Below are 24,685 nucleotides of genomic sequence, written 5' to 3'. Positions count from 1 at the left end.
TTAGAATACGAGAATGAAAGATTGCATATAGGAGGGAATTTGATTAGAAAAACAAATGAGCATCAACAACCTGCAAAAGCCATGTTTTGGGGAATTGTTTGTCAGACTCTACTTTTAGATTGCTGATGGTTTTAATGAAGCAGAAGGGGGCCCTTCTTACTTTTCTTTTATATTTTATTTGCCTTTTTGAACATAAATAATCTGTTTACGACTCTCTTCTACACTGACAAAATTCGGTCTAGCGTCGAAGGGGAAATATTCAATTCGAACAGGCTGAATGTTTAATTTAGAAAATAGCTGCATATCGTCACTTATATCATTCAAATTGTAATAAATCGGTCTACTCTGTTGATCGTGTACGATCGTCTCGGAGTACCCTTCATCTTTCAAGAACTGAAGTAGTTCCATGGATGAAAACTCCTCTTTTATGTGACGTGTTCCCACTATAACATTATTATATTAGAAAAACAAATAAGGGAGACAAATGTACTATTGCTACAAATATAGGTCCTCTTAAATGCAATGGCTATTCTATTTTGGCTAAAATAAGTTAGATATCCCCTCCCCCATCCTCCAAAATCTAGTATAATACCCATGTTCAAACAAATTATAAAGAGTTTATTAAATTTCAAATTACAGAGACTACAGCACCTACAATAGAGGTTGTAAGAGGAGGCACCACACATGACAGAAGAACGGATTCTGCTGGTTGAAGATGACTCAGAGATCGCAAAGATTATCGGGGACCACTTAAGAAGAACAGGATACGAGGTGACATGGGCATCAACTGGGCAAGAAGGCTGGGAGGATTTTAAAGAGGAGAGCTACCAATTGGTATTAGTTGACCTCATGCTCCCTGAGATGGATGGGTTGACGTTATGCAAGAACATTCGATTGAAGAGTGATGTTCCACTCTTAATCGTTAGCGCAAGACAAGAGGATGACAAGAAAGTAAAAGGATTATCCCTTGGGGCGGATGATTACGTGACGAAGCCGTTTAGTCTTAGTGAACTAACAGCTCGAATTGAATCCCATTTAAGAAGATATCAGCGGTTCCAAGGGGGAAGCCCCCTCTCCTCAGGATATCTTTATACAGGTGATCTTCAAATAGATGTAACAAAGCGTTTGGTTACAGTAGAAGGAACTCTCATCCCTCTTACAGCAAAAGAATACGAGCTTCTTGTGTTAATGGCCACCCACCCACACCGAACATTCTCTAAAGCTGAATTATATGAACACATCTGGGAACAAGCCGACACGGAAAGAAACAATACCATTAATGTGCACGTGAAGAGTCTTAGAACGAAGCTTGGGGAAAAGGTGAAGCAACCGAAATGGATTGAAACGGTTTGGGGTACAGGATATCGGTTTATTGGAGAGCAAACATGAGGATTAGAACTTGGCTGATGGCTACCTATTTAGCCGTCATGATTCTCCCGCTAGCTGCTGCATACGGGTTCTATCTATTGCTCACACAATGGGACGGTCAACAAAGTTTGCTGGATTCTTTTGAATTAACGTCTGAAATTCAAACGATTGAAGAACAGCTCGATGATCCCTCACTTTATAACGTACAGCCTAGAGAAGATATTGAAGATCAGTTAGGCTCTCTCAGCAATAGAGAGGATTTGAAGATCAACCTTTACCGAAGCGATGGGTTGTATGTCTATCGATCAGATGACCCTGACCACATGCTGTTGCTCCAAGACAAATCACAACTATTGAAGAACCTTTACCAATACGACTTTAGCTATCAAACCGTTTCCGTGAAAAAGCCTGTCTTTCAAAACGAGACGATGAGGGGGATCTACGAAATTCAATTAGAACGAACAGAATGGATCGAAGGTGTTGAAGAACGGCGATTGTGGGTGCTTATTACTCTAGGAATCTTCTTCCTCACCCTTTATAGTTTCGTGATTTGGCTTTTGCAAAAACGATTCAATCGCCCTTTAAAACAATTAATGACAGGAATGGAGGAGTTTGCATCAACGCATCAGACTACCTTCTTCCCTCAGAAAAAGCAAGATGAAATCGGCGACCTTATGAAACACTTTGAGAGAATGCAGATCGATATCGAAGATGCACAAGAGAAAACAAAGAAAGCTCAGCTAGAAAAGCAAACGATGATTGCTTCTCTCTCACACGACATAAAGACACCACTAACGTCTGTTCGTGCCTACGCGGAGGCACTGACCGATGAAACGTCTTTAAATCAAGAAGAGCGCCAAAACTATGGGCGCACCCTTATAGCCAAAACCCATTACTTACAAGACATGATTGAAGACTTAACTACATTCGCTCAACTTCAATCAGCTGCTTATCACTTTGAAAGAAACCCTGTTGATGGCATGGAATTTATCGAGATGTTGTTTGAAGGGTATGAAGAACAATTAGATCAACAATCGATTCAGTTACACAAGGAGAATCAATTCAGCGGAACTTATTGCATGAATGACAGACAAATGATTCGAGTGATGGATAATCTTATTCATAACGCCGTCCGCTACACGCCTTTAGAAGGAAACATATGGATCGGAGCCTATGATACATTCACTCCTCTTCCAGATTGGATTTTCGATGAGGTGCAAGATGAACTCCGCTCATGGCGTGAAGAGAAATCGATTTTACTCGTTCAAAACGAAGGCGCTACTATTCAGGAAGACCAGCTTGATAAGATATTCACTCCTTTTTATCAAGGAGACCCAGCTAGATCAAAGCAAGACGACATGAATTCAGGACTTGGATTAAGCATAGCCAAAATGATTATTGAGCGACACGAAGGGCGTATGAGCGCTTGGTCCGCAAATGGAAAAGGAACAGTGTTTGCCATGACACTATCCGAACTAACAAGGAGAGATGGAAACCATGAATAAATGGATAAACTCAATTGGATTATTACTACTACTCGTATTGGGGGCATGTTCAGTGGAAGATGCAAACGGATTATCACCAGAAGCGATTGTGGCGAATGCCGTGGAAGAAGGGAAAGATTTGAAAGGGTTTCACATGAAAGCTCAGTTTGACGTTTATCAAGGAGAAGAGCAAATCGACGATTCCTCCATGGAACAATGGATGGACTATGAAACCATGAAAACAAAAGTCATTGCCGTGGATCAAAGCGGGAAACAGTCTAAATCTTTAAATGATGGGAAGACCATTACCCTTTATACCGAGGGTGACAAAGAAGCCTATGAAATGGAGGCCCCTGACCTTTCTAACCCAAACCTAATGGGTTCTAATCAGCGTGAGCAAATTCAGAATACATTGAACGAAACAAGGAAAACACACACGATTGAATTGATTGGCGAGGAAGAAGTAAATGGGATCAATACGTATCACATTAAAGCGACTCCAAAAGAAAAAGGAACCATTCGAGGTGAAGAGGAATACTGGATTGAGAAGGAAAGTTGGATCATTGTCAAAACTACCTCCAAAAGCGACAATATGAAAGTCGAATATACGGTAACAGAACTTGAGGTCGACCCTTCATTTAAAGAAGATACGTTTACGTTAGATTTACCTGAAGGTGTAGAAGTCATGCCTTTTGACACATTAGACCCAACTGAAGACGTTACACTCGAAGATGCTCAAGCTGGGCTAGGGCAGCCTTTCTTATACTTGCCTGAAGGAGAATACGAGATTGACCGAGTCGAGAAGTTCGATGCGGAAAGCTTAAACCGCACAGAAGTGAGCCTTCAATATAAACAAGATGATGTTGTTCAATTTACTTTAAGTGTTTTCCCCACACCAGACGAAAGCTTAAGTATCAATTCTGAGAATGCAAATACCGTTAACGTTCGTGGAGTTGAAGGGGAATATACATCAGACGTCATCGAGAACTTAGCATGGGATGAAGACGGTCTCCGTTATTCTCTTCTTAGTCATAACCCTGACTTAACAAAAGAAGACTTACTCGGAATAGCCGAGAAGTTAGAGCTTCAAGCTCCGAAAGAGTAACACAATCGCCTGTCACTACAAACGAGCTCGTATCTAACAGTGACAGGCCCCTTTATTTAACGAAATTATCGTATTTCGTAAACACTAGAGAGGAGAAGGGATTCCATGAGTAAAACCCTTTTTATAAGAGCCTTTATCGTCTTTTTCCTATTTTCACTCCCCCCTATAGCTTTCTCAATCTATCAGAATAAATTGGTAGACGCCCTCATCATAGGTATGCTCTTAATTGGCATCTTAGCTGTGTTAGCTATAGGTTTCCTAAGAACCCCTCGTCACGAATGAGCAATTTGGATCACTTTCCTTCCATCTTAAATAATTAGCATCAAAAATTTACTAGAATATGAATTTTTTCTAAACAATAGACATTCTGATTTTCATTAAACGTGGATTAAAGGTAGGATAAGGGTAGATCGATTTTTATTTTCGTATATTAATTCCTACGGCTAAAAAAATCATTCACCAGAATCGCAATCTACTTTTAAGGGGAGTTTCTTATGAACCAAATGTCGAATCAAATGATGAACCACCTCTCGTTCGGAATACTTGCACTCGACATGGATTATCGCATTACAGCTATGAACGAAGTTGGCGCTCGTTTGCTTGAAGTAAATCAGGAAGAAGCGATTGGACAGAATGTGTATGAACTTTTCCCAGACGCACCTGAAGATATTCGACATGTAGAACGAACAGTCAAAACAGGTGAAGAAATTGAACTCGAGGCCATGCCTTATCAATGGGGAAAGTACCGCCTCTATCTTTCTATCAGAACAAAAGTTTTACAAGAAGGAAATGAACAAATCGGTGCACTAGCAGAGTTTAAAGACATCACCGCTTACCATGAGAAACAAGAAGATTTGGTTAAAAACATGGAAAATATGTCGGTTACTATTATTCCTGTTACGAATCAAATTGCCCTCTTTCCTCTTCAACCAGTCATTAACAATTTGGAGTTTCACTACATACTAGACAAAGGTGTAGAGAATATTTCTAACATGAATGTGCATGATCTTATCCTGGACTTCTCGTCCATACGCTCGGTTGATTTAGAATTCTTAAGTAAGATTGAGAAACTAATTGAAACCGTTAAGCTGATTGGAATTCATGTGACGCTCACCGGCATCCAACCTGGTGTGGCAAAGGAATGGAGTACCAGATACGATAAATTAAGCGACGTAGCCATTTACCAAACGCTACAAAATGCAGTAGAAGCGATTTATACAACTTCCAATCATAATGAATGACAAAAAGCCTGTTCTAGCTAGGTGCTCGAACAGGCTTTACTTCTTCATATTATGTATATTCATGTATGTTAGTCATCAGTCAGAACACAGAGTTACGAGTCCGCGCTTTCTATTCTCTTCACTGTGATCGTTACACCTGCTTCTTCAAGATAATCATAAACGGTATACTGATAATCTCTCCAATTCTTGTTATTCGTTATGGTGAAGGTTTGACCATTTTTGGTTATAAAATCAACTTCTTTTAAGGAAAGTGTGCCATTTTCCTTCTCGTTCTTCTTCACCACTTTCTCTACATGGCTCCAATCAATATTGTGCTCATCCAATGTCCACGTCCCATTCACATGTAAGCCATCAGGATCGAAGTAAAAATAAGACCTTACTGAAAACACCATAGATAAGCTAAATACCACTACACCTGCCGTCATCAGAATTCCTAACGCCTTCTTCCCCCAATTGTCCTTCCACTTCCCTACAATAAGATCGACCACAAGAAAGATCGGGATTGAAAGAATCGCAACACCACCCCAAATGTATGCCGATAACGGTGCTTCGAAATAAATATGATCGCGAGAAAAATAGAAAACATCTTGCAGAATTGTTACAAGGATAAGCGGCAGAAGCCCCGCACATATAACGCCCACCACAATAATGGCCACTTTCACAATGGTTGGATCAAGATCACTCGTTTTTTTCATCATAAGCCCCCTTTCAAATTCACACTACTAAATTATACCAAAAACACTCGAGCGAATGTTCCATAAATTGTAATTCATAAGGGACAAGTATATGGTTCCTTTCATCTATCCCTTCCTCCTTCTCAAAACAAAAAGTCTGACACAGCACTTAGCTACGTCAGACTTTCTTTTAATGAATATTCTTCTTCTTAAAGCCGCCGCCTTTGACATCATGAATATCTCCAAGGGCCAGGAAAGCTTTCGGATCTATGTCGTTAATAATGTTCTTTACTTTCGCTTCCTCTAATCGTGTAATAATAATGAGGATAACTTTTTTATCATCACCCGTAAAAGCCCCTTCCCCGTTCAGATACGTAACACCTCGCCCCAGACGATCTGTTAAAGCCTCACCAATCTCTCGGTACTCGTCGCTTATAACCCAGGCAAAGCGTGAAGATTCAAGTCCTTCGGCTGTAACGTCAATCATCTTGAAGGCAATAAAGTAAGCAATGAGTGAATACATCGCATTGTTCCACCCAAATACAAAACCTGCACTCCCTAGTATAAAGAGATTGATAAACATGACCGTTTCTCCAACAGAAAATGGGGATAACTTGTTAAGAAAGATAGCCAAAATTTCAGTTCCGTCAGAAGAGCCGCCATTACGGACGACTAACCCAACACCAAGACCTAGTAAAACGCCACCAAATACACTGGCTAACAGTAAATCGTCTGTAAATTTAGGCACCGGTATTAGCACAGTTGTCAGAACAGCTAAACCTATAATGGCGAATATCGATGTAATCGCAAACGTTTTTCCTATTTGCTTATACCCCAAATAACAAAAAGGGATATTCAGGAAGAAAAGAAATGCCCCGAGCGGGTATTCCGTAATATGATGAAGCATAATGGAAACACCCACAATGCCCCCGTCAATAATGCCATTCGGTACGAGAAACATTTCTAATGCCACTGCTTCTAACCCAATACCGATTGCAATGATCACTACTCTTCTAAGGATTTCTAATTTTGAAAGCCCTCGACGAGGTGATGCTGCCTTTAATAATTCTTCTTCACTCATTCGGTCAACAGGAGGAATGAGTCCTCACTCCCCTCTTTCTTTCGAAATTACGTTTTACCCTTTGCTCACTTTTGAACACAAGCAAAGATAAACCGTCTTTAACAATTTTATCAGAAGAGAATGAAGTTTGCATGGGATGAGGGGACAGGTACATCGTCCCTTCGAAGCTCGAAATGTTAAAAGTAAATGAGACCGGGACAATGAACCTGTCCCTTTGTCCCAAACAACACACTAAAGCGCTTCTGCCTAAATAGGCAGAAGCGCTTAGAGTAAGTATTATGTTGCTCCCATACCGCCATCAACTCGATATTGAGCACCGGTGATAAACTTACTGTCTTCTGATGCAAGAAACAGAACGAGTTTAGCGATGTCTTCACTTTCTGCATAACGTTGCAGCGGGATCGCACTCATTTGCTTTTGCTTAACTTCTTCACCGCCGCCAGGGTTCATCCCTTCTTCAAGCGAACGCATCATGCGCCCTTCAACAGGAGAAGGGTGGATCGAATTTACCCTTACGTTACTTGAAGCTCCTTCAAGAGCAGCAGTTTTCGTCAGTCCTACTACCCCATGTTTAGATGTTACGTAAGGCGCTACACCTGGGCTTCCCATTAACCCTGCAACGGAAGAGGCATTGATGATGCTCCCACTTCCCTGATTCATCATTTCTTTCATTACATATTTCAAGCCAAGAAAAACACCACCCACATTAACATTCCATATATTTTGGAAATTCTCGAGGGACTGTTCCACAATGGGAGCTACTTTCCCTTCAATTCCAGCATTGTTGAAAAAGACATCAATTCGACCATATTGATCAACGATCCTTTCAACATATTGACTGACGTCTTGTTCGTCTGTCACGTCAGCCACAAGTGTCATCACGGAATCTCCTGCGTTTAGTTCTTCCTTCGCACTTTTTAATGTATCTTCATTCACGTCTACTAATGCTACATTTGCTCCCTCTTGCAAGAATAATTGCGCTGTAGCCTTCCCAATTTCACCACTACCACCTGTAATCACAGCTATTTTCCCATCTAATCTTCCCATACTCGATACACTCCCTTTAGATCATTCTCATCCATTATGTTCCTTTTTCTGTAATTAATTAAACTTCTTTGGGCCGAGGGGACAGGTACATAGTCCCTCTTAAGCATTTTACCTTTACTTCGATGAACGAAGGGACAATGTACCTGTCCCCCTGGCCCTCCTCACGCAGAAAAGCCTGCAGCGGGACTTCGCAGCAGGCTTTTTCCTTATCTTCCATACCAGTTCATATGCTCTGAATTTAAATCCACCCATACATTTTTCGTTTCTGTGTACATATCCATCGCTTGCATGCCTAATTCTCGGCCAAACCCACTTTGCTTTGTTCCTCCAAAGGGCGCTGATGCATCGAGCATATTAAACGTATTAATATAGAGCGTCCCTGCCTTTATACCTCTAGCCATTCTATGCCCTCTTTTAATATCATTTGTCCATACACCAGATGCAAGACCATAAATAGAGTCATTGGCTTTCTTTAAAGCATCTTCCTCATCCTTAAAACGAATTACAGACAACACTGGACCAAAGATTTCTTCCTTTGCAATGGTCATTTCATTAGTCACGTCCTCGAAAACGGTAGGTGAGTAGTAATACCCTCCACTTTCGGTATGAGTCCTTGTCCCACCTGTAGCAAGTGTCGCACCTTCCTCTAAACCAGCTGCTACATAATTTTCAATAGTATTCAATTGCTCCAATGAAACTTGGGGACCCATTTGAGTAGTCGGCTTTAGTGGGTCTCCTATTTGAATTTGTTGAGCTTTAGAAATAAAGGAGTCCATAAACTGGTCATATATACTCTCTTGGACAAAGAGCCTTGAACCAGCCGCACATACTTGCCCTTGAGCGAAATAAATACCAAACAACGAACCATTTACCGCATCCTCAATAGTCGCATCATCAAAGACAATGTTTGGTGATTTCCCGCCGAGCTCTAATGAAACTGGACGCAGATTCTGACTTGCAGCTTGCATGACTAAACGCCCTGTATTCGTAGAGCCTGTAAACGCCACTTTGTCTACTCCTTCATGCGAAGATAAAGCAGCACCAGCGGTTTCACCGTATCCATTTACCACATTCACAACTCCATCAGGTAACCCTGCTTCGTGTAATAGGCGAACGAGTTCTAACACACTGATCGGGGTTTGTTCAGCAGGTTTAATGACCACCGTGTTTCCTGCAGCAAGTGCGGGGGCCAGCTTCCACATGGTTAGCATAATAGGGAAATTCCACGGTACAATAGCTCCAACAACCCCTACTGGTTCACGAAGTGTGTAATTGAAGCGATTGCCAGGAGAACTTAACGTTTCCCCTTGAATCTTATTGGCTAGTCCTGCGTAAAATTCAAGTACATCTATGGCCGCTGGGATTGCAATCATTTTCGTTTCATTAATAGGTAAGCCGTTATCCTGTGATTCAACCTCAGCTAGGTAATCTGCATTCTCCCAGAGTTTTAGCGCAGCTCGATTTAAAAGACGCATTCTGTCACTTGGAGCCATATTGGCCCAGGGACCATTCTCAAATGCATTCCTTGCTGCACTAACAGCCGCATCAATGTCACCTGCATCTCCTTCTGCCACCACTCCGTTCACTTCACCTGTTGCTGGGTTATAAGAGTGAAACGTCTTACCAGATCGAGAATCTCGCATTTGTCCGTTTATGAAATGCTTATACTCACTTTGCATGATGTCCCTCCTTCGTATACGTCTGTTCTAAAAGGTTTAGCACATCTTCCTTGGTCACATCGACTGGGTTAAATTGAATACTGATTTCTTGTAAAGCATCTTCTGCTATTTGATCAAATTGTTCTTTCTCTACCCCTTCTTCAACAAGAGAAGGAATTTGAAGAGTACGGCAAAGGGTGGCTACCTTTTTAATCGCAAGGTTTGAAGCATCTTTATAACTCACACCATCAATATCGAGCCCCATCGCTCTAGCAATATCTTTGTGTTTCTTTTGAACCCCTTGATCTTTGGCGTTAAATTCCATCACGTATGGAAGTTCAATCGCATTCGCAACACCGTGAGCGAGTCCGCAATGTGCACTGAGAGGATGAGCAATGGCATGAACGAGGCCCAACACAGCCGAGTTAAATGCAAAAGCAGCTAACATACTTCCAAGCAACATATTCTCACGAGCTTCACGGTCTCCTCCGTCTTTGAAAGCCTTAACAAGGTTATCTGATATTAACTCTATTGCTTTTAATGCATTCACATCACTAGCAGGTGAAGCAGCCTTCGATACATAAGCTTCTATCGCATGTGTTAGTGCATCCATGCCTGTTGCAGCAGTAACAGGTGCAGGAAGCCCTTCCGTAAGTATTGGGTCGACAAGAGCAATAGAAGCCCCGCAATGAGGACCGCCTATCACCATTTTCTTCAATGCGGTTGTATCAGTAATGACGGTAAACGAAGTCACTTCACTACCAGTGCCAGCCGTAGTTGGAATAGCAATTAGCGGTTTAGTAGGGTTCTTCACAAGATTTAATCCACTGTATTGGTGAATCGAACCTGGGTTGGTAAGCAAAATGTTAATGGCTTTAGCGCAGTCCATTGCGCTTCCTCCACCAATGGCAACAATAGCTTCAACCTTCTCATTACGAGCAAGAGTTGCCCCTTCATCCACAATCAAATCAGGAGGGTTAGGGGACACTTGGTCAAATGCTACTACTTCAATTCCTAAATCAAGCACACTCTGTAACACACGATCCACAAGACCAACATCTTTCACTCCTTGATCAAAGACACATAGTACCTTTTTTACTTGTAACTCCTGCAATCTTTCCCCTAGTTGGTCCGAAGCTCCATTTCCAAATGTCACATGACTCGGTATACTAAATTGAAATTCCATTTTGACACTCCTCCTTTTATCGTTTCACTCTCATATATGCAAAAAGCATGCCAAGTGAGAGGATGGTGATTTCATCGGCCCAAGCACTCTTTAAAAATAGAAAGGTGTCTCAAAATAAGACAGTCCCATGCTCTTTTTTGAAGCACTTTGACGGGTGGTTAAAATTCCCACAAAACCAAAATTGTGTTACGATGAGTACACGAAAACGAAATTAAAATGAGGTGTACTCCAATGCTTCAACCTGTTTCAGATACTTATAAGAAGAAACTACTTGAACAATCTTGGAAGCGCTGTCACAAGAAAGGTTTTCAACAACAGGACACCCCTATTACTACATACTTAACAGGCCCCTCTTTAGATCAAAGACTTCATCGTAATAAAAAGTTGATCCACTTTGCTCGTATGATTTTTCAACAATATGAACATTACCTCACTCGCCATAATATTCAAGCAGACTTATTAGACCAAGAAGGATACCTTCTCTTTTCTATGAAGCCTTCTCCTCATGCTCATCGAGAAAAACGTTTCTCTATTGGTTCATGTTGGAGTGAACACGCCGGAGGTACAAATGCAGTAAGCTTGAGTATGCAGCACCATCTCCCATTTTCAGTCCACGGCCAGGAACACTTTTATACAGTTAATCATTTTTTAACATGCTTCGCGTGCCCGGTTCTTGATACGAGAGGAAATGTTATTGCAATCATAAATTTTAGTTGTAATGTAAGAGATGAAGAGGGTGAGGGATTGTTCCTCTCCTCTGTAGCAGCTGATTCTTTTCAAAACAAATTAGCTCTAGAGCAACTCCAAGGTGGAGATGTAAGAATCCTTTCTGACGCTAAAAGAAAAACAACCACCAACAAAAACTCATTCCACAAATTAGCAGGAAGTTGTCCGTCTTTGTATCATGCTATACATGTAGCCAAGAAATCTGCACCATTGAATTTCGCTATTCATATCCACGGCGAAACAGGCACAGGGAAAGAACTGTTTGCTAAAGCTATCCATGAACACAGCAATCGCTCTAACGGGCCATTTATTGCTGTAAATTGTAGTGCATTATCACACGATCTAATGGAGAGCGAACTATTCGGTTATGCAAAAGGCGCATTCACGGGCGCCAATCCTGAAGGGAATAAAGGGAAATTTCGCGCGGCTCACAAGGGGACTCTTTTTTTGGATGAAATTGGGGACATGCCCATAGAAGCGCAAAGTACTTTGCTCCGAGCACTTGAAGAGAAGGAAATTACGCCGATTGGAGATTACAAGAGTTACCCTGTGGATGTAAGAATTATCACAGCCACCCATCGGAACCTTATAGAAGAGGTTGAAAAAGGGACTTTCCGAGCTGATCTGTACTATCGCATCTCAGAACTCACTCTACCTTTAACCCCACTTCGAGAAAGGACAGACATCGAGGAGATTGCTCGTTATTTCTTATCTCAATTCTCTGTGGGTAATCTGCATTTCTCAAAAGAAGCTTTAGAAAAGTTAACAACACACAAATGGCCAGGAAATATACGTGAATTAAAAAACGTTGTACTACAAGCAAGCTTTCACGCTGAAGGTTCTGTAATTGAAGCACACCATATTCGTTTCGCGCCCCTCCAAACACAACAACCCCATACTAGCAAAACATTAATGATGACAGAGCAAGAAGCTATTGAAGAAGCATTGCAATTCCACCAACATAATATTAGCGCTACTGCAAAACAACTCGGCATTACCAGAAACACCCTCTATCGCAAAATGCATACACACGGCCTGAAATAATGGACCAGGGGGACAGGTACACTGTCCCCCAACCACACATATACTAATCTTCCAAATCCATTGCATTTAGCATATGCTTTAACTGCACAAGTTCTTCTTTAGTAAGCGTCAATCCTTTCCCCATCTTTTCATGGTCCGGAGCCCAATCCCTTAGATCATACTTTGGCTCTCGCCCGTTCCAGCTAACTTCATTTAGCTCTTTCTTCCATCCTTTTTGATTTTCAGAAATCGCTCCAATTTCAGAGATGATTTCGTATTTAATAGTTGCCATTATGAAACTCCTTTCTCTTATGTATTCTACTAAAAGTATAGCAGGTCCAGGGCTTACAGGTACATCTTCCCTTCAAGTCTACGAATGTTCAGTAATCTCTAACCTTTCTTTTAAAATTAGTTCGAAACACGAAGGGACAAGGAACCTGTCCCTCTGCCCCATTATTTGGAGAGGGTTTAGGAAGGGCTTCTTTGATGCATATTGGATAGAGACAGTGCTACAATGAGATTAACAACTCAAGATTCAGGCAGGAGTGAGACAATGCCAAAATTAAGAAGAGTGATTTTACTACTCCTTATTATAGGAGGGGTATGGTATATATACGGAGATACATTTAACGAGTCTGGTGTAGATGGTGTGTATGAAGAGATGAGAACGGATGTGGTCGAAATTAGTCAAGACCCTGAGGTTCGCCGGACTGTAAATGCCATCTCCTTAGAAGTACAGTCTCTATTTGATCGGTTAACTGGAGATGAACCGGACCCAAGTTCAAATCCAGAAACTCAAGATGTAGAGAAACCAACACTAGATGTCCCATCTGAACAGTCCTTCTCTGTTCACAATATTGAACTTGGGGACACGAGAGAAACAGTTGAGGAACAAGCCGGAGCTCCAAAGCGCGCTTCATTAAATGAATATGGTGTAAACTGGGTAGCCTATCACGAAAACTACCAAAATTTCTTTAAGGTGGCTTATAACGACGAGAATCAAGTTGCGGGCTTATATACGAACCAGGATCTTGTCTCATCTAAGGAATCGGTTCAAATTGGAAGTTCCAAACAATCTGTCCAATCTGCTATGCCAGAGTCTCAATCGAGCATTCGTAAAGGATTGACTCGCTATCAGGTGCAGAATAAAGACGAGTACGATCTATACAACATCGACCAGAGTTATGTGACTGTCTTCTATGATAAGCACGAACAGAATACGGTCACCGCTGTGCAGATTATTAGCGAAGAGCTTGAACAGCAAAAAGAAGGATTCTTCGGCGAACCAAGTACTGCACTGAAAGAAGGATTCGAATACCAGCTATTTGACTTAACAAACGCTGCCCGCGTCGAACATGGCCTAAACGTCCTTACTTGGGACGAAGCCGTTAAAACGACTGCTCGTGATCACAGTAAAGATATGGCGGTCAACAACTACTTCAGTCATACCAACCCAGAAGGTCAGTCTCCGTTTGACCGAATGACAGAAGACGGGATTGCGTATCGTACGGCTGGTGAGAACTTAGCAGCAGGGCAATCTAGCAGTATCTTTGCCCATGAAGGGTTGATGAACTCTATTGGGCATAGGGAAAATATTTTACACAAGGACTTTGAGCGCCTTGCTGTAGGTGTCGCCTTCAATGAAGAGTCTCAGCCTTATTATACGGAGAATTTCCTAACTAAATAATGAACAAGGGCTGCCGATCATCGGCAGCCCTCTTTTTTGGGGATAGAGGGACAGGTACCTTGTCCCTTTCAATCAAATGTATTCAAAACTTCTTTAGGGACAAGGTACCTGTCCCCATGGTCCACTCTGCTCATAAATCTTCTTGAACCGTCCATATTGTTTATCATATACTCCTTGAACATTCTTGTTAGGGTAAAAGATTTCAACATAATGATCCAAGTAATCATCAACAAACGCTTCATAATCCTCACACCATCCTAGGCCGACAAATGCTGTTGAAGCTGCTCCGAACGAGGGTAAGTATTCACCTAACTTTGGAACATGGACCTGAATCTGGAGAACGTCGGCAATTACCTGGCACCAGGCTCTACTTTTACTTCCTCCGCCTATTAATGTAATCCAGTCCACTTTCGAAGATAGCGCTCGGCTGACATCTTCAAACAGTTGTCTAATAGAAAACGAGATTCCTTCTATTACAGCACGACCCATATCCTGCTTCTCCACGCCACCTGTTATGCCAATGTAGGCTCCTTTTGCGTCAGGATCTTGAACAGGAGACCTCTCCCCGTTTAAGTAGGGTAAGAACAATACGCCTTTGCTTCCTGCTTCTGCTCCATTGACCATTTCATCAAAAGCCTTATATCCCTCGTCTGAACTATCACCCACATACGTATCTACCGCCCACCGATGTACATTGCCTGCATTAAGTACCGGAGCGATATTGATTAGATGATCTTCAGGTAAGTGGGCCAATGTAAACGGAGCTTCTAAAGCCAATTCAGTACTTGTTGTAGCTACCCAACCGGTCGTACCAAGGTAAGCGTACATGCTTCCTTCTCTTACATTCCCTGCACCAATTGTGGTCGCGCCTGCATCTCCAACCCCACAGAAAACAGCTACATCTCCCTCAAGTCCGAGGGAAGCTGCTAATTCACCTAGGACAAATCCCGCTCGCTCTTTTGACGCCACTAGTGAAGGCATCTTGGATAGGTCGATGCCATTGAACCGCACCCATTCTTCTTCCCAGTCTCGTGTGTGGATGTTCATCATACCCGTAGTCGCAGAAGTGGTTGGATCGGCTACGGACTCACTTGTTAATTTGTAGATAATGTAGTCTTTAGAACTGAAAAGGAAGGTTGAAGTCAGGTTATAAAGATCCTCCTCTTTTTCCTTCATCCAAGCGATTTTAGCCACAGGCGTCGTACCTGTTACGGAATTAACTATACGATCGCCCCAAGTCTCCCATTGTTCTCGTATAATTTCAGCTTGTTTCACAGCCCTCCCATCCGAATACAAAATCGCTCTTCGAACAGGTGAACCTTCCGCTGTAATCGGTATAACATCTTCCATCTGCCCACTAAACGTGATCGCCCGTATTCCTTTAGTCAAACTACCTTCTTTGTCCTTCCACTGTTGAAAGATCCCTTTCACACCCTCCCACCAGTCATCCGGACTTTGTTCAACTTCTCCATTTTCCCCTTCATATGTAGGAATAGGCTCATAGGCCATATGAGACATCTCGCCGTCTCTACTCACAAGGCATCCTTTTATTCCTGTCGTTCCTATGTCAAAAGAAGCCACATACTCCATTCCGCTCCCACCTTCTCTTCAAAATCTTTATCAAAGTGTAGCACAGATTAGGAGGATCATTCACAAAAAAAGGACCAGGGTATGTCCCTGATCCTTAAGAAACCTTTTATCCCTTTAACGTTAACGGACGTAATTTCTGCTCAATATGGTCACGCTGATCTTCTAAAAATGGAGGCAGGGATAAGTTTTGGCCTAGGGAATCTACTGATTCATCAACGTCAAAACCAGGGGTGTCTGTTGATAGTTCAAATAGAATTCCGTTTGGTTCTCTAAAGTAAAGGGCCTGAAAGTAAAATCGGTCGACTTTGCCTGAGTTCATAAGCCCGGCTTCTTGAATCTTATCCGCCCACTTCTCATACTCTTCTTCATTTGGAATACGGAAGGCTACGTGGTGCACGCCGCCTCGACCGATCCGTTCTTTCGGGAGATCAGGGCGTTCTTGAATGTGTACTTCAGCCCCAACACCACCTTCACCTGTTGAGTAAACATGAACATCTGGTAACCCATCTCCATCAACAGATGGATACGTGCCCACATGTTCGAAACCTAATACATCCGTTAAGACACGAGCGGTTGGTTTCTGATTACGGACACGAAGGAGAACAGCTCCAAGTCCTACAATGCCATGTTCGGCTGGCACGTCGGATTCACTCCAAGCTTCACCAGCAGCGACACCATCTTCCCCGTCATCCGCTACTAGAATAAGCTTCGTTCCTTCAAAATCTTCAAAAGCTAACGTATTTCGGTTAGCGCGTTTCTGAATATCCTCATGAGTCACGCCGAACTCTTCAAAACGTGTCTTCCAATATTCGAGAGACTCTTCATCCCTTACTCGTAAAGATGTGCTCGATATACTAGATACCCCAGGATGCGTAGGGGCGAGCATCGGGATATCGAAGAAAGTAAGCTCCGTACCCGGATTCCCCTTCGCATCCCCGTAGAATAAATGATACGAACTTGTATCATCCTGATTTACACTTTTCTTCACAAGTCGCATCCCTAACACTTTTGTATAAAATTCAAAGTTCTTCTCAGCTTTACCCGTCAATATTGAAACGTGATGAATACCTAATAAATTCATATTCTAACCACCTTTTTGCATCATTATTTATCTCGAATTCAAGATAATTATATAACAGAATCAGGAAGAGGTCAACTAACAAGCAACGCCTAACTACTTCTCTCTAAAGAATGCACGAACAACCGTCAAACAAAGGCCAAATGCAATACAACCAAAAAGCTCACAAGTATGACCAGTCCATCAGTCAAAGTAGGCTCGCCCCTCCCCTCCTTGCACCTCCATTACGTCTGTTTGTAAGACTTTTTCCATTTAAGTAAATATTGAAACCTTCAAGTCCGTTAATAGGGAAGTTTAAGATTAATTGAATGTGACCTTACCGCTTAAGGATCTTGTTTTAAATCACTTCTATCATCTGGTAAAATATTGATATATTAGGGGGGGGATGGGATGTATCCGGTAAGCGCTGGTTTTGATAATATGTTCTTGATTGGCATCGGAGTGTTTCTAATAAATGTGATTGCCGTTGCGTTATTTCTCGTCTTATTTAAGACGTACGCTTTAAAGAGTAAAGGGCTCTTAAGCGTAATGGTGGCTATTTTTCTATACTTCTCGATCAGTTCGACTATAAGTTCATTTAAACTTTCGATCACACTTGGGTTGATATTCATTGCTCTTTATATAGGAGCGGCTGTTGTGATGTATAATACTAGAAGAAAGTACTTAAATGTAGAGAAGAGTTAACACACAAAAAACCCCTGGTACCAGGGGTTTTTTTGTGACCTTCTATATCCTCACATGAAGTTAGAGTATGTACCAGCCTAGCGAATACAACAATACTTAACGCTAAAGAAACTCTATAAAAATATAACTTCTATAGTTGTCTTTATCCCTATATCATGCTCACTTCCTCCCCCTTCGACCATACCGACAACATCATCATTTGTTTTATAGTGCATTTTTAGGGTACCCTACCTTCAGGGGGAATTTAATGGAACTTCTAAACCGTTTAAAAGAAGAAAACTTTACTAGAATAAGTTTTCATGACGAATATAATGTCGTGCAGTTCTCTAACCTACTAGAGTTAACTTCTAATGAAGAGCTTATATCATTCATGGAAATCACTCCTGTAAGATTGGAATATTATCCTTTTGAGATCAAGCCACATATTATTTGTTACGATGGATTACGTTCTAAGAAGTTCTTTCTTTTCCGTTAGCTACTCGAAACATAGAGCTAACTTATTTATCTATCGGGACTCTTTAGTTACTAATATACTTTAGAGTCCCTGTTCTCCCTAACCGCGTCGAGATTTCAATATCCATCCTCCTCAAATCCGATCTATCCATCACAAGGTAAAAACTTTCTCTTTAAATCGCTCACGATTAGAAGAATCGATCACGTAAGCATCCGTTTTTAAACAAGCCACTAAGGGTATGCTGTGTGTGGAGAATGTAAGTACGGTTCTTTTAGTTCAGTTAGGTTTCTATTAACGCATTGGCTAAAATCAAACCGATATAGTCAGAGCAGAAAGGACGATGATCATAGTGAATCTTAACGGTAAAGTTGCATTAGTAACAGGAAGTTCAAAAGGATTAGGAAAATCCATTGCTTGGAAGCTTGCTACAAATGGTGCAAAAGTTGTGATTAACTACAATAGTAATGCTACTAATGCAGAGCGTGTCGTACACGATATAAAGACAAACGGCGGAGAAGCTATTATGCTGCAGGCAGATATAACAGATGAGCAAGAGGTTGAGGAGCTTATTCAAAATGTAGAGAAAGAATATGGACAACCAGTCGATATTCTAGTCAATAATGCAACAGGACCTCAACCTGAAAAATCGTTAGAAGATGTAACCTGGGAAGACTATCTCGATCAGCTCCATTTCTCTGTTAAATCACCCCTACTATTGACGAAGCAAGTGATGAACGGAATGAAAGAGAACCAATGGGGACGCATTATTAACATTGGTAGTGAAGTTGTTGGTTTAGGCAATAGTCACTTCTCGAACTATGTTACTGCCAAATCATCTGTCATCGGCATGACACGCTCATGGGCCAATGAACTTGGTGAATACGGGATTACAGTAAATGCAGTACACCCTGGATTCACCCCAGTTGAACGCCACGGTGACGTTACCGAAGAAAGTGCAAATGGTTATATTAACCAAGTACCCTTGAAACGGTTAGGTAAACCAGAGGATATCGCCGGAATGGTCAATTTCTTATGTAGTGACGATGCTTCATTTGTCACTGGACAGAATATGAATGTGAATGGCGGGAATACATTTGGGAGTTAATTGGGCCAGGGGGACAGGTTCATTGTCCCACCAAACTTCATGCTCTCTTTCTTATACGAATAATAAACAACCCAAATTAAGATGCTACACGTAGCGCCTGAATTAATCGGCGTTCTCGATACAAAAAAGAAAGAGGCTCTCCCTCTTTCTTTATAAAAACCGCTTCCGTATATCCTTTGATGGCAGCATACAGCTGTCTTTCTTGCCAAACCACTTATACCGGTTCTTAGCGAATAATTCATAAGCGGCATCCCGGATAGATTTAGGAACGATCACCAACAAGCGAAATGCTTTCCACGCCCCTTTTAAATGCTTGCATACACGTAAAGCCGCTGAAGATTTCGTGTAAGCACGACCGTCTTCAATTAGAACGAAACTATCCGTATCAGCCGGGATCTCGTATTTCTCCAAAAGATCCTGCCCTACCTCACTCTGCAACGAGGCAAAAGAGAAATACCCTTGTGGATCTCGCTTAATGATAAATTGAACGCTCTGGTCACAGAAGTTGCACTCTCCGTCAAATAATACAATACCATCCATCGGATCACCTCCGGCTGTTTTCTACATGATAACATATATAGGAAATGATTCGGAATGGGCCGTTTTTTAATTAGAGGGTTCACTTTCACCAGAAGTAATGAGATAATTTGGAAGCATTTAATACCTCGCATAGTTAATAGAAGGGTTTACACTTACTAAGGAGAGATTCAATGAATTTTATAGCGCTCTTACTTGTGTTATTCATCTTAGTTTTCATGGTGGAGAAAATAACAAATAAGATTCTTGGAGTTGAAAAGGTTAAACTGTCAGAGACATCTGGCAAGAACATTGATCGCTTTGGTCGAGGTGTAATTCTTTTAATTTTTGTAACTACTCTGTGGTTTGTAATTAAGAAAGATTCAACCATGGTTACAAAACTTTACTTTATGACCTACATAACTTTCTTATTTGGATTCCAGGCAATTATGGAATTTATCTTTATTAAGGGGTCAAAGCAATATATCAGTACAGTAGTGTTGCTAGTCACCACCCTCATTATTATGTATAACTTAACTGAAATCTTCTTTTGGATAGATAGTGGGTTATCGGGCTAAAGAACAAGCTTTACGTTACACTCTGGTTGAAAAGAAGGACAAGTGGCTCTTCTTATTATGGTAACGATCTATTACCTTTTTCGATATACAGCAGCCAATACGGTAATAACAGTTACCATAACCACACTAGTTAGCAAGTTATTTATTAGCAAAACTTCTTTAGTCTGAAAACAATCAAACAGAACCAGAAGGGAAAAATAGATAACTAAACTCACCATACAGATTAAACTTATTTTCAGAGGTAACTTCATGACTTCCCACAATTTTAGAAAAAGAGTTAACAAATCACTCCTTCTCTTCAGAAGATAATAAAAAGAAGCACAGGAACCGTCCCTGTGCTTCATGGAGCGTAGTTATTCGCTTTTCTCTACAGCGTGGCCGCCGAATTCGTGGCGCAGGGCTGCGACGACTTTTCCTGTGAAGGTGTCCGTTTCTTGAGAACGGTAACGCATCATTAGGGATAGAGCGATGACGGGCGCTGCTGTTTCGAAGTCCAGGGCTGATTCGACCGTCCATTTTCCTTCTCCAGAAGAGTTCATGACACCGCGAATGTCGTCAAGCTTGGCATCTTTGCTAAATGCATTTTCCATAAGTTCCATTAACCAACCGCGGATTACAGAGCCGTTGTTAAATACTTTGGCCACTCCTTCATAGTCATAGTCAAATGGACTCTTCTCTAGTAAGTCAAAGCCTTCTCCGATTGCGGCCATCATCCCGTATTCGATTCCGTTGTGAATCATTTTAAGGAAGTGACCTGCTCCTCCTTTACCAGCGAAATGATAGCCATCTGTAACAGCCAGGTCATCAAATAGAGGCTGAATAATAGGGAATACATCGCTGTTTCCGCCGATCATGAAGCATGCTCCGTTACGAGCTCCTGATACGCCACCGCTTGTTCCTACGTCAAAGAACTCGATTCCTTTTTCTTGTAACGTTTCGAAGTGATGAAGCGTCTTCTTGTAGTTTGAGTTTCCGGCATCAATTAAAATATCGCCTTTATTTAGAAGAGGTGTTACTTCCTCAATTACCTGATCTGTGATTTCACCAGCCGGAACCATCATCCAGATGACACGTGGTCCTTCATTCAGGCTGTTAACCATGTCTTTAATGGAAGAGAAGCCTTCCCCGCCTTCACCGCGGAACTTCTCAACAGCTTCCTCGTTTACATCGTATGCGTGAACCTTATAGTCTTTATCTAGCATATGAGCACCGATATTGTACCCCATTTTCCCTAGTCCAATTAAACCTATATTCATAATGCATCCTCTTTTCTGTTAATAGTTTTCTTTATACGAATAAGCTTAGGATCAGCGCTACAGCAAATCCGGTAAGGCCGATAATTGTTTCCATGACGGTCCAGGATTGTAGCGTTTGCTTCTCTGTTAAACCGAAGTAACGGTTTACAAGCCAAAATCCAGAGTCGTTTACGTGAGACACGACTGTTGCACCGGATGCAATGGCGATTACAAGTAAACCTAGCATTGGTTCGCTTACATCAAACGTTTCAAGTAGCGGTGAAACAAGGCCAGCTGCTGTAATCATAGATACGGTTGCAGAACCTTGGGCGACACGGACAACTGTAGCCGTTACAAAGGCAAAGACAATGATTGGCATTTGCATCGTTTGCATCGCCTCTGCCAGGATATCACCAATTCCAGATTGAATCAGCATCTCACCAAACACACCACCAGCACCAGTTACTAGAATAATAATACCAGCTGGTTCAAGAGCTTTCGTTGTGATCTCTTGTACTTGTTCTTTCGTATACCCTTTCTTAATTCCGAAGATATAAAATGTCAGTAAAGCCGCAATTGTTAACGCTACGAACGGGTGTCCGACGAAAGTTAATACAGCTCTCAATCCATTCCCTTCATCTAAAATAAGGCCAGCCAGGGTATTCACAAGGATGAGTACAAGTGGCAACGTAATAATGGCTACAACACTAAAGAAGCTTGGTAGATTTTCTTCGTCGAATTCTTTATCTTTCATTTGTTCTAGCATGTAATCGGGTACACCGACGTCAATCTTCTTAGAGATGTATTTCGCAAATACCGGTCCTGCGAGAATCATAGACGGAATTCCCGCTAGCACACCAAACAGAATAACCCAACCTAAGTCTGCATCAAGGATCGATGCCACGGAAATTGGTCCTGGCGTCGGTGGGATGAAGCTGTGTGTAACAGCTAAACCAGCAAGAAGCGGAATACCAAAGTATAATAAGGATTTCTTCGTTCTCTGAGATAAGCTATAAATAATCGGAATCAAAATAACAAGTGCTACATCAAGGAATACTGGGATGGATACGATAAACCCAGTCAAACCTAGTGCCCAGCCTACGTTTTTCTCTCCGAATTTGTTCATAAGTGTTAAAGCTAGTCGTTCGGCCCCGCCTGATACCCGGAGCATTTCCCCAAACATGGCACCAAGACCGATAATAACAGCTACATAGCCTAAGGTGCCTCCCATTCCTTCTTCAATAGTCTTCAGTATATCAGCTAGCGGCATCTGGACGGCTAGTCCAACTAGAATACTGACAGTTAGTAGCGCTATAAATGCCTGAAGCTTTGTTTTCATTACTAAAAATAGTAAGGCAAGTACCGCTAAGATTGCAATAATTATCAGTCCGGCTGTTGATTCCATCATACGTTATGCTCCCCTTTGTCTTTCAGTCCCATTTTTTAGTTTCTATAGATGTTCTAGGTCTCGCTGCACTTTTGATATTGCTTTAAATTCACTCGGAAGTGTTCTTGCTAATCGCAAATAAACTGGTTTCAACTTTCGGTAAATGGTGACGTTCTCTGGATTAGGAACGTGTTTGACCCTTGTGCTAATCACATCTTGAACACTGTCCAAATCATCAATCATATCAAGCGCTTTCATTGTTAACCAAGCTGCCCCTAGACAAGAGCCTTGATGACTCTCTGGAATCTTGATTTCTGTTTCGAAGATGTCCGCCATAATCTGACGCCATAAACTAGATTTGGCGAAGCCACCGCCTGCCCGGTACTCAGTAGGCTCAACCCCTGCTTCAATTAAAGCAATCGCAACGGAATACATTTGATACATCACGCCTTCTAGTGCGCTTCTGATCATATGATCGCGGTTATGGTCTAACGTTAAACCAAAGAACACCCCTTTTGTATCCGCATCCCAAAATGGAGCTCTCTCTCCTGTTAAATAAGGTAAGAATAACAAGCCGTTTGAGCCTGGTTTTACATTAGATGCTCTGGCTGTTAGTTCTTCATAAGCACTGATGCCTTTTTCCCTTGCTTTTTCGTTAAGATCTGGGAAAAGATTATCCCGAACCCAGCGGAATGATATGCCGCCATTATTAATCGGTCCTCCAATGACCCATTTGTCTTCTGTTAACGCATAACAGAAAATGCGTCCCTTCGGATCGATGGTTGGCTTGTCGACAACGGTTCGGATAGCCCCACTTGTTCCGATCGTACATGCAATAGAACCTGGCTTCAGCGCGCCAACTCCAATGTTCGCAAGCACCCCATCACTTGCACCGAGTACAAACGGTGTATCCGGATCAAGGTGTAAAGCAGCAGCCTTTTCTTTCGGTAATCCCCTTATAACGTGCGTCGTTGGCACAGGCTCTGGAAGCTTGTCTTCTGTAATGCCCGCGACTTCCAGGGCTTCTTGGTCCCATGCAAGGTTTTCTAGATTAAATAACCCTGTTGCTGATGCCATAGAATAATCGACGATATAGCGATTAAATAATGTATAGAAAACGTAGTCTTTTAATGAAATCCACTTATGGGCTCGTTCAAATGTTTCAGGATCATGCTTTTTCATCCACATTAATTTAGGAAGCGGAGACATTGGGTGAAGCGGTGTTCCGGTTCGTAAGTAAATGTCATGTCCAATTCCCGCTTTTAATTCCTCTACTTCCTCAACACAGCGTTGGTCCGCCCATGTTAAGGCTTTGGTTAAAGGGTTTCCGTCTCGGTCGACGGCAAGTAAGCTATGCATAGCTGCACTGAAACCGATTCCAGAAATGATTCCGCCTTTTTGCTGAACTTCTTTCGCCACAGAAGCCAATGTGTGCATAACGGATTCGTTAATCTCTTGTGGGTCTTGTTCCTTCCTCACCGGATCCGGTGAATGTAGTGGATATTCCTTCTCCACCTCGGACCAGATTTGCCCATCACGATCATAAGCCAATGTTTTCGTACTTGTTGTTCCGATATCAATTCCTATTATGATGTCTGTCATCGCTTTTTCCCTCCAAAGATCGTGCTAACAGTAGTAACCGCTTTCAAATCTATCAAAAAAATATAGTGCCAAACGTAATGAGCGGAATATTTTTTCTTACAACTATGATTATACATGAAAATTTCTTCATATCAACCGCTTTCATGAAATTTATTTTCACTAAATTCCTTTTACAT

General features: G+C 41.8%; 24 protein-coding genes. 11 read left to right on the top strand and 13 right to left on the bottom strand.

What is annotated here, in order from left to right; genetic code table 11:
• Positions 1-174 precede the first annotated feature (174 nt).
• Positions 175-408, bottom strand: a complete 234-nt coding sequence (locus ACYX4O_RS05175; RefSeq protein ID WP_476355185.1) for a hypothetical protein — start codon at positions 406-408, stop codon at positions 175-177.
• Positions 409-684: 276 nt separating this feature from the next.
• Between ACYX4O_RS05175 and ACYX4O_RS05170 the strand changes: the two genes are divergently transcribed.
• The 5 genes from ACYX4O_RS05170 (at position 685) to ACYX4O_RS05150 (ending at position 5,198) form a co-directional block, all read left to right on the top strand.
• A complete protein-coding gene (locus ACYX4O_RS05170; protein ID WP_476355183.1) occupies positions 685-1,389 on the top strand; it encodes a response regulator transcription factor in 705 nt (234 codons plus the stop codon).
• On the top strand, positions 1,386-2,873 hold the full coding sequence (locus tag ACYX4O_RS05165; protein WP_476355181.1) for a HAMP domain-containing sensor histidine kinase: 1,488 nt from the start codon (positions 1,386-1,388) through the stop codon (positions 2,871-2,873). The genes ACYX4O_RS05170 and ACYX4O_RS05165 overlap by 4 nt, the downstream gene beginning before the upstream one ends.
• Positions 2,866-3,957 (top strand): LolA family protein, encoded by a 1,092-nt coding sequence (locus tag ACYX4O_RS05160; RefSeq protein WP_476355179.1) that lies wholly within the window; start codon positions 2,866-2,868, stop codon positions 3,955-3,957. Before ACYX4O_RS05165 ends, ACYX4O_RS05160 begins: the two co-directional genes overlap by 8 nt.
• A 105-nt stretch (positions 3,958-4,062) precedes the next feature.
• A complete protein-coding gene (locus ACYX4O_RS05155; protein WP_476355177.1) occupies positions 4,063-4,239 on the top strand; it encodes a hypothetical protein in 177 nt (58 codons plus the stop codon).
• Positions 4,240-4,451: 212 nt separating this feature from the next.
• Positions 4,452-5,198 carry an STAS domain-containing protein gene (locus ACYX4O_RS05150; RefSeq protein ID WP_476355175.1) on the top strand — a complete coding sequence of 249 codons (747 nt, stop codon included), beginning with the start codon at positions 4,452-4,454 and terminating at the stop codon, positions 5,196-5,198.
• A gap of 92 nt (positions 5,199-5,290) precedes the next feature.
• Here ACYX4O_RS05150 and ACYX4O_RS05145 read toward each other — a convergent pair whose 3' ends face one another.
• The 5 genes from ACYX4O_RS05145 to ACYX4O_RS05125 form a co-directional block, all read right to left on the bottom strand.
• The gene (locus ACYX4O_RS05145) at positions 5,291-5,893 is read right to left on the bottom strand and encodes a hypothetical protein (protein WP_476355173.1); all 603 of its coding nucleotides are present in this window, start codon (positions 5,891-5,893) and stop codon (positions 5,291-5,293) included.
• 169 nt (positions 5,894-6,062) lie between these two features.
• Complete coding sequence (locus ACYX4O_RS05140; RefSeq protein ID WP_476355171.1) at positions 6,063-6,953, bottom strand: YitT family protein; 891 nt, start codon at positions 6,951-6,953, stop codon at positions 6,063-6,065.
• A gap of 276 nt (positions 6,954-7,229) precedes the next feature.
• Entirely contained in the window at positions 7,230-8,000 is a 771-nt protein-coding gene (locus ACYX4O_RS05135) for an SDR family NAD(P)-dependent oxidoreductase (protein ID WP_476355169.1), read from the bottom strand.
• A 206-nt stretch (positions 8,001-8,206) separates the two neighbouring features.
• Positions 8,207-9,679 carry an aldehyde dehydrogenase family protein gene (locus ACYX4O_RS05130; protein WP_476355167.1) on the bottom strand — a complete coding sequence of 491 codons (1,473 nt, stop codon included), beginning with the start codon at positions 9,677-9,679 and terminating at the stop codon, positions 8,207-8,209.
• Positions 9,669-10,844 carry an iron-containing alcohol dehydrogenase gene (locus ACYX4O_RS05125; RefSeq protein ID WP_476355165.1) on the bottom strand — a complete coding sequence of 392 codons (1,176 nt, stop codon included), beginning with the start codon at positions 10,842-10,844 and terminating at the stop codon, positions 9,669-9,671. Before ACYX4O_RS05125 ends, ACYX4O_RS05130 begins: the two co-directional genes overlap by 11 nt.
• Before the next feature lie 231 nt (positions 10,845-11,075).
• Between ACYX4O_RS05125 and ACYX4O_RS05120 the strand changes: the two genes are divergently transcribed.
• Positions 11,076-12,614: a sigma-54-dependent Fis family transcriptional regulator gene (locus ACYX4O_RS05120; RefSeq protein ID WP_476355163.1), complete on the top strand. Its 1,539-nt coding sequence runs from the start codon at positions 11,076-11,078 to the stop codon at positions 12,612-12,614.
• 43 nt (positions 12,615-12,657) lie between these two features.
• Here ACYX4O_RS05120 and ACYX4O_RS05115 read toward each other — a convergent pair whose 3' ends face one another.
• On the bottom strand, positions 12,658-12,885 hold the full coding sequence (locus ACYX4O_RS05115; RefSeq protein ID WP_476355161.1) for a YdbC family protein: 228 nt from the start codon (positions 12,883-12,885) through the stop codon (positions 12,658-12,660).
• Between the two features lie 261 nt (positions 12,886-13,146).
• Here ACYX4O_RS05115 and ACYX4O_RS05110 point away from each other — a divergent pair, with 261 nt between their 5' ends.
• Positions 13,147-14,280, top strand: coding sequence for a CAP domain-containing protein (locus ACYX4O_RS05110; RefSeq protein ID WP_476355159.1), 1,134 nt, complete (start codon positions 13,147-13,149; stop codon positions 14,278-14,280).
• Between the two features lie 93 nt (positions 14,281-14,373).
• Here the strand turns inward: ACYX4O_RS05110 and ACYX4O_RS05105 are convergent, their stop codons facing one another.
• Together ACYX4O_RS05105 and ACYX4O_RS05100 are read right to left on the bottom strand one after the other, a co-directional pair.
• Positions 14,374-15,870 carry a xylulokinase gene (locus ACYX4O_RS05105; protein WP_476355157.1) on the bottom strand — a complete coding sequence of 499 codons (1,497 nt, stop codon included), beginning with the start codon at positions 15,868-15,870 and terminating at the stop codon, positions 14,374-14,376.
• 106 nt (positions 15,871-15,976) lie between these two features.
• The gene (locus tag ACYX4O_RS05100) at positions 15,977-16,951 is read right to left on the bottom strand and encodes a ring-cleaving dioxygenase (RefSeq protein WP_476355155.1); all 975 of its coding nucleotides are present in this window, start codon (positions 16,949-16,951) and stop codon (positions 15,977-15,979) included.
• A gap of 387 nt (positions 16,952-17,338) precedes the next feature.
• Here ACYX4O_RS05100 and ACYX4O_RS05095 point away from each other — a divergent pair, with 387 nt between their 5' ends.
• The 3 genes from ACYX4O_RS05095 (at position 17,339) to ACYX4O_RS05085 (ending at position 19,191) form a co-directional block, all read left to right on the top strand.
• Positions 17,339-17,632 (top strand): hypothetical protein, encoded by a 294-nt coding sequence (locus tag ACYX4O_RS05095; RefSeq protein WP_476355153.1) that lies wholly within the window; start codon positions 17,339-17,341, stop codon positions 17,630-17,632.
• 247 nt (positions 17,633-17,879) lie between these two features.
• Positions 17,880-18,107, top strand: coding sequence for a hypothetical protein (locus ACYX4O_RS05090; RefSeq protein ID WP_476355151.1), 228 nt, complete (start codon positions 17,880-17,882; stop codon positions 18,105-18,107).
• A 319-nt stretch (positions 18,108-18,426) separates the two neighbouring features.
• On the top strand, positions 18,427-19,191 hold the full coding sequence (locus ACYX4O_RS05085; RefSeq protein ID WP_476355149.1) for an SDR family NAD(P)-dependent oxidoreductase: 765 nt from the start codon (positions 18,427-18,429) through the stop codon (positions 19,189-19,191).
• Positions 19,192-19,341: 150 nt separating this feature from the next.
• Here ACYX4O_RS05085 and ACYX4O_RS05080 read toward each other — a convergent pair whose 3' ends face one another.
• Positions 19,342-19,731: a thiol-disulfide oxidoreductase DCC family protein gene (locus ACYX4O_RS05080; protein WP_476355147.1), complete on the bottom strand. Its 390-nt coding sequence runs from the start codon at positions 19,729-19,731 to the stop codon at positions 19,342-19,344.
• 170 nt (positions 19,732-19,901) lie between these two features.
• Between ACYX4O_RS05080 and ACYX4O_RS05075 the strand changes: the two genes are divergently transcribed.
• Positions 19,902-20,285, top strand: coding sequence for a DUF4181 domain-containing protein (locus ACYX4O_RS05075; RefSeq protein WP_476355145.1), 384 nt, complete (start codon positions 19,902-19,904; stop codon positions 20,283-20,285).
• Positions 20,286-20,638: 353 nt separating this feature from the next.
• On the opposite strand, the gene gnd is transcribed toward ACYX4O_RS05075, so the two are convergent.
• Genes gnd through gntK form a run of 3 tightly spaced genes read right to left on the bottom strand, consistent with a single transcriptional unit; the run spans position 20,639 to position 24,509 of the window.
• Positions 20,639-21,541, bottom strand: coding sequence for a phosphogluconate dehydrogenase (NAD(+)-dependent, decarboxylating) (gene gnd, locus ACYX4O_RS05070; protein WP_476355143.1), 903 nt, complete (start codon positions 21,539-21,541; stop codon positions 20,639-20,641).
• A gap of 31 nt (positions 21,542-21,572) precedes the next feature.
• A complete protein-coding gene (locus ACYX4O_RS05065) occupies positions 21,573-22,925 on the bottom strand; it encodes a GntP family permease (RefSeq protein ID WP_476357014.1) in 1,353 nt (450 codons plus the stop codon).
• Positions 22,926-22,970: 45 nt separating this feature from the next.
• Positions 22,971-24,509 carry a gluconokinase gene (gene gntK / locus ACYX4O_RS05060; protein ID WP_476355141.1) on the bottom strand — a complete coding sequence of 513 codons (1,539 nt, stop codon included), beginning with the start codon at positions 24,507-24,509 and terminating at the stop codon, positions 22,971-22,973.
• Between the last annotated feature and the right edge of the window lie 176 nt (positions 24,510-24,685).

Source organism: Pontibacillus sp. ABV4_188, from assembly GCF_056311905.1.
Note: the sequence above shows the minus strand (reverse complement) of the source record. Positions and strands in the feature narration are given on the sequence as shown.

What these genes read in the sequence shown, in the direction of transcription:
- ACYX4O_RS05150 (WP_476355175.1), top strand. Translation starts at nt 4,452, where the DNA reads ATGAACCAAATGTCGAATCAAATGATGAACCACCTCTCGTTCGGAATA.
- ACYX4O_RS05130 (WP_476355167.1), bottom strand. Translation starts at nt 9,679, where the DNA reads ATGCAAAGTGAGTATAAGCATTTCATAAACGGACAAATGCGAGATTCT.
- ACYX4O_RS05075 (WP_476355145.1), top strand. Translation starts at nt 19,902, where the DNA reads ATGAATTTTATAGCGCTCTTACTTGTGTTATTCATCTTAGTTTTCATG.
- ACYX4O_RS05140 (WP_476355171.1), bottom strand. Translation starts at nt 6,953, where the DNA reads ATGAGTGAAGAAGAATTATTAAAGGCAGCATCACCTCGTCGAGGGCTT.
- ACYX4O_RS05165 (WP_476355181.1), top strand. Translation starts at nt 1,386, where the DNA reads ATGAGGATTAGAACTTGGCTGATGGCTACCTATTTAGCCGTCATGATT.
- gnd (WP_476355143.1), bottom strand. Translation starts at nt 21,541, where the DNA reads ATGAATATAGGTTTAATTGGACTAGGGAAAATGGGGTACAATATCGGT.
- ACYX4O_RS05105 (WP_476355157.1), bottom strand. Translation starts at nt 15,870, where the DNA reads ATGGAGTATGTGGCTTCTTTTGACATAGGAACGACAGGAATAAAAGGA.
- ACYX4O_RS05145 (WP_476355173.1), bottom strand. Translation starts at nt 5,893, where the DNA reads ATGAAAAAAACGAGTGATCTTGATCCAACCATTGTGAAAGTGGCCATT.
- ACYX4O_RS05080 (WP_476355147.1), bottom strand. Translation starts at nt 19,731, where the DNA reads ATGGATGGTATTGTATTATTTGACGGAGAGTGCAACTTCTGTGACCAG.
- ACYX4O_RS05090 (WP_476355151.1), top strand. Translation starts at nt 17,880, where the DNA reads ATGGAACTTCTAAACCGTTTAAAAGAAGAAAACTTTACTAGAATAAGT.
- ACYX4O_RS05155 (WP_476355177.1), top strand. Translation starts at nt 4,063, where the DNA reads ATGAGTAAAACCCTTTTTATAAGAGCCTTTATCGTCTTTTTCCTATTT.
- ACYX4O_RS05110 (WP_476355159.1), top strand. Translation starts at nt 13,147, where the DNA reads ATGCCAAAATTAAGAAGAGTGATTTTACTACTCCTTATTATAGGAGGG.
- ACYX4O_RS05100 (WP_476355155.1), bottom strand. Translation starts at nt 16,951, where the DNA reads ATGAATTTATTAGGTATTCATCACGTTTCAATATTGACGGGTAAAGCT.
- ACYX4O_RS05115 (WP_476355161.1), bottom strand. Translation starts at nt 12,885, where the DNA reads ATGGCAACTATTAAATACGAAATCATCTCTGAAATTGGAGCGATTTCT.
- ACYX4O_RS05085 (WP_476355149.1), top strand. Translation starts at nt 18,427, where the DNA reads ATGATCATAGTGAATCTTAACGGTAAAGTTGCATTAGTAACAGGAAGT.
- ACYX4O_RS05170 (WP_476355183.1), top strand. Translation starts at nt 685, where the DNA reads ATGACAGAAGAACGGATTCTGCTGGTTGAAGATGACTCAGAGATCGCA.
- ACYX4O_RS05120 (WP_476355163.1), top strand. Translation starts at nt 11,076, where the DNA reads ATGCTTCAACCTGTTTCAGATACTTATAAGAAGAAACTACTTGAACAA.
- ACYX4O_RS05160 (WP_476355179.1), top strand. Translation starts at nt 2,866, where the DNA reads ATGAATAAATGGATAAACTCAATTGGATTATTACTACTACTCGTATTG.
- ACYX4O_RS05175 (WP_476355185.1), bottom strand. Translation starts at nt 408, where the DNA reads ATGGAACTACTTCAGTTCTTGAAAGATGAAGGGTACTCCGAGACGATC.
- ACYX4O_RS05065 (WP_476357014.1), bottom strand. Translation starts at nt 22,925, where the DNA reads ATGGAATCAACAGCCGGACTGATAATTATTGCAATCTTAGCGGTACTT.
- ACYX4O_RS05125 (WP_476355165.1), bottom strand. Translation starts at nt 10,844, where the DNA reads ATGGAATTTCAATTTAGTATACCGAGTCATGTGACATTTGGAAATGGA.
- ACYX4O_RS05135 (WP_476355169.1), bottom strand. Translation starts at nt 8,000, where the DNA reads ATGGGAAGATTAGATGGGAAAATAGCTGTGATTACAGGTGGTAGTGGT.
- gntK (WP_476355141.1), bottom strand. Translation starts at nt 24,509, where the DNA reads ATGACAGACATCATAATAGGAATTGATATCGGAACAACAAGTACGAAA.
- ACYX4O_RS05095 (WP_476355153.1), top strand. Translation starts at nt 17,339, where the DNA reads ATGTATCCGGTAAGCGCTGGTTTTGATAATATGTTCTTGATTGGCATC.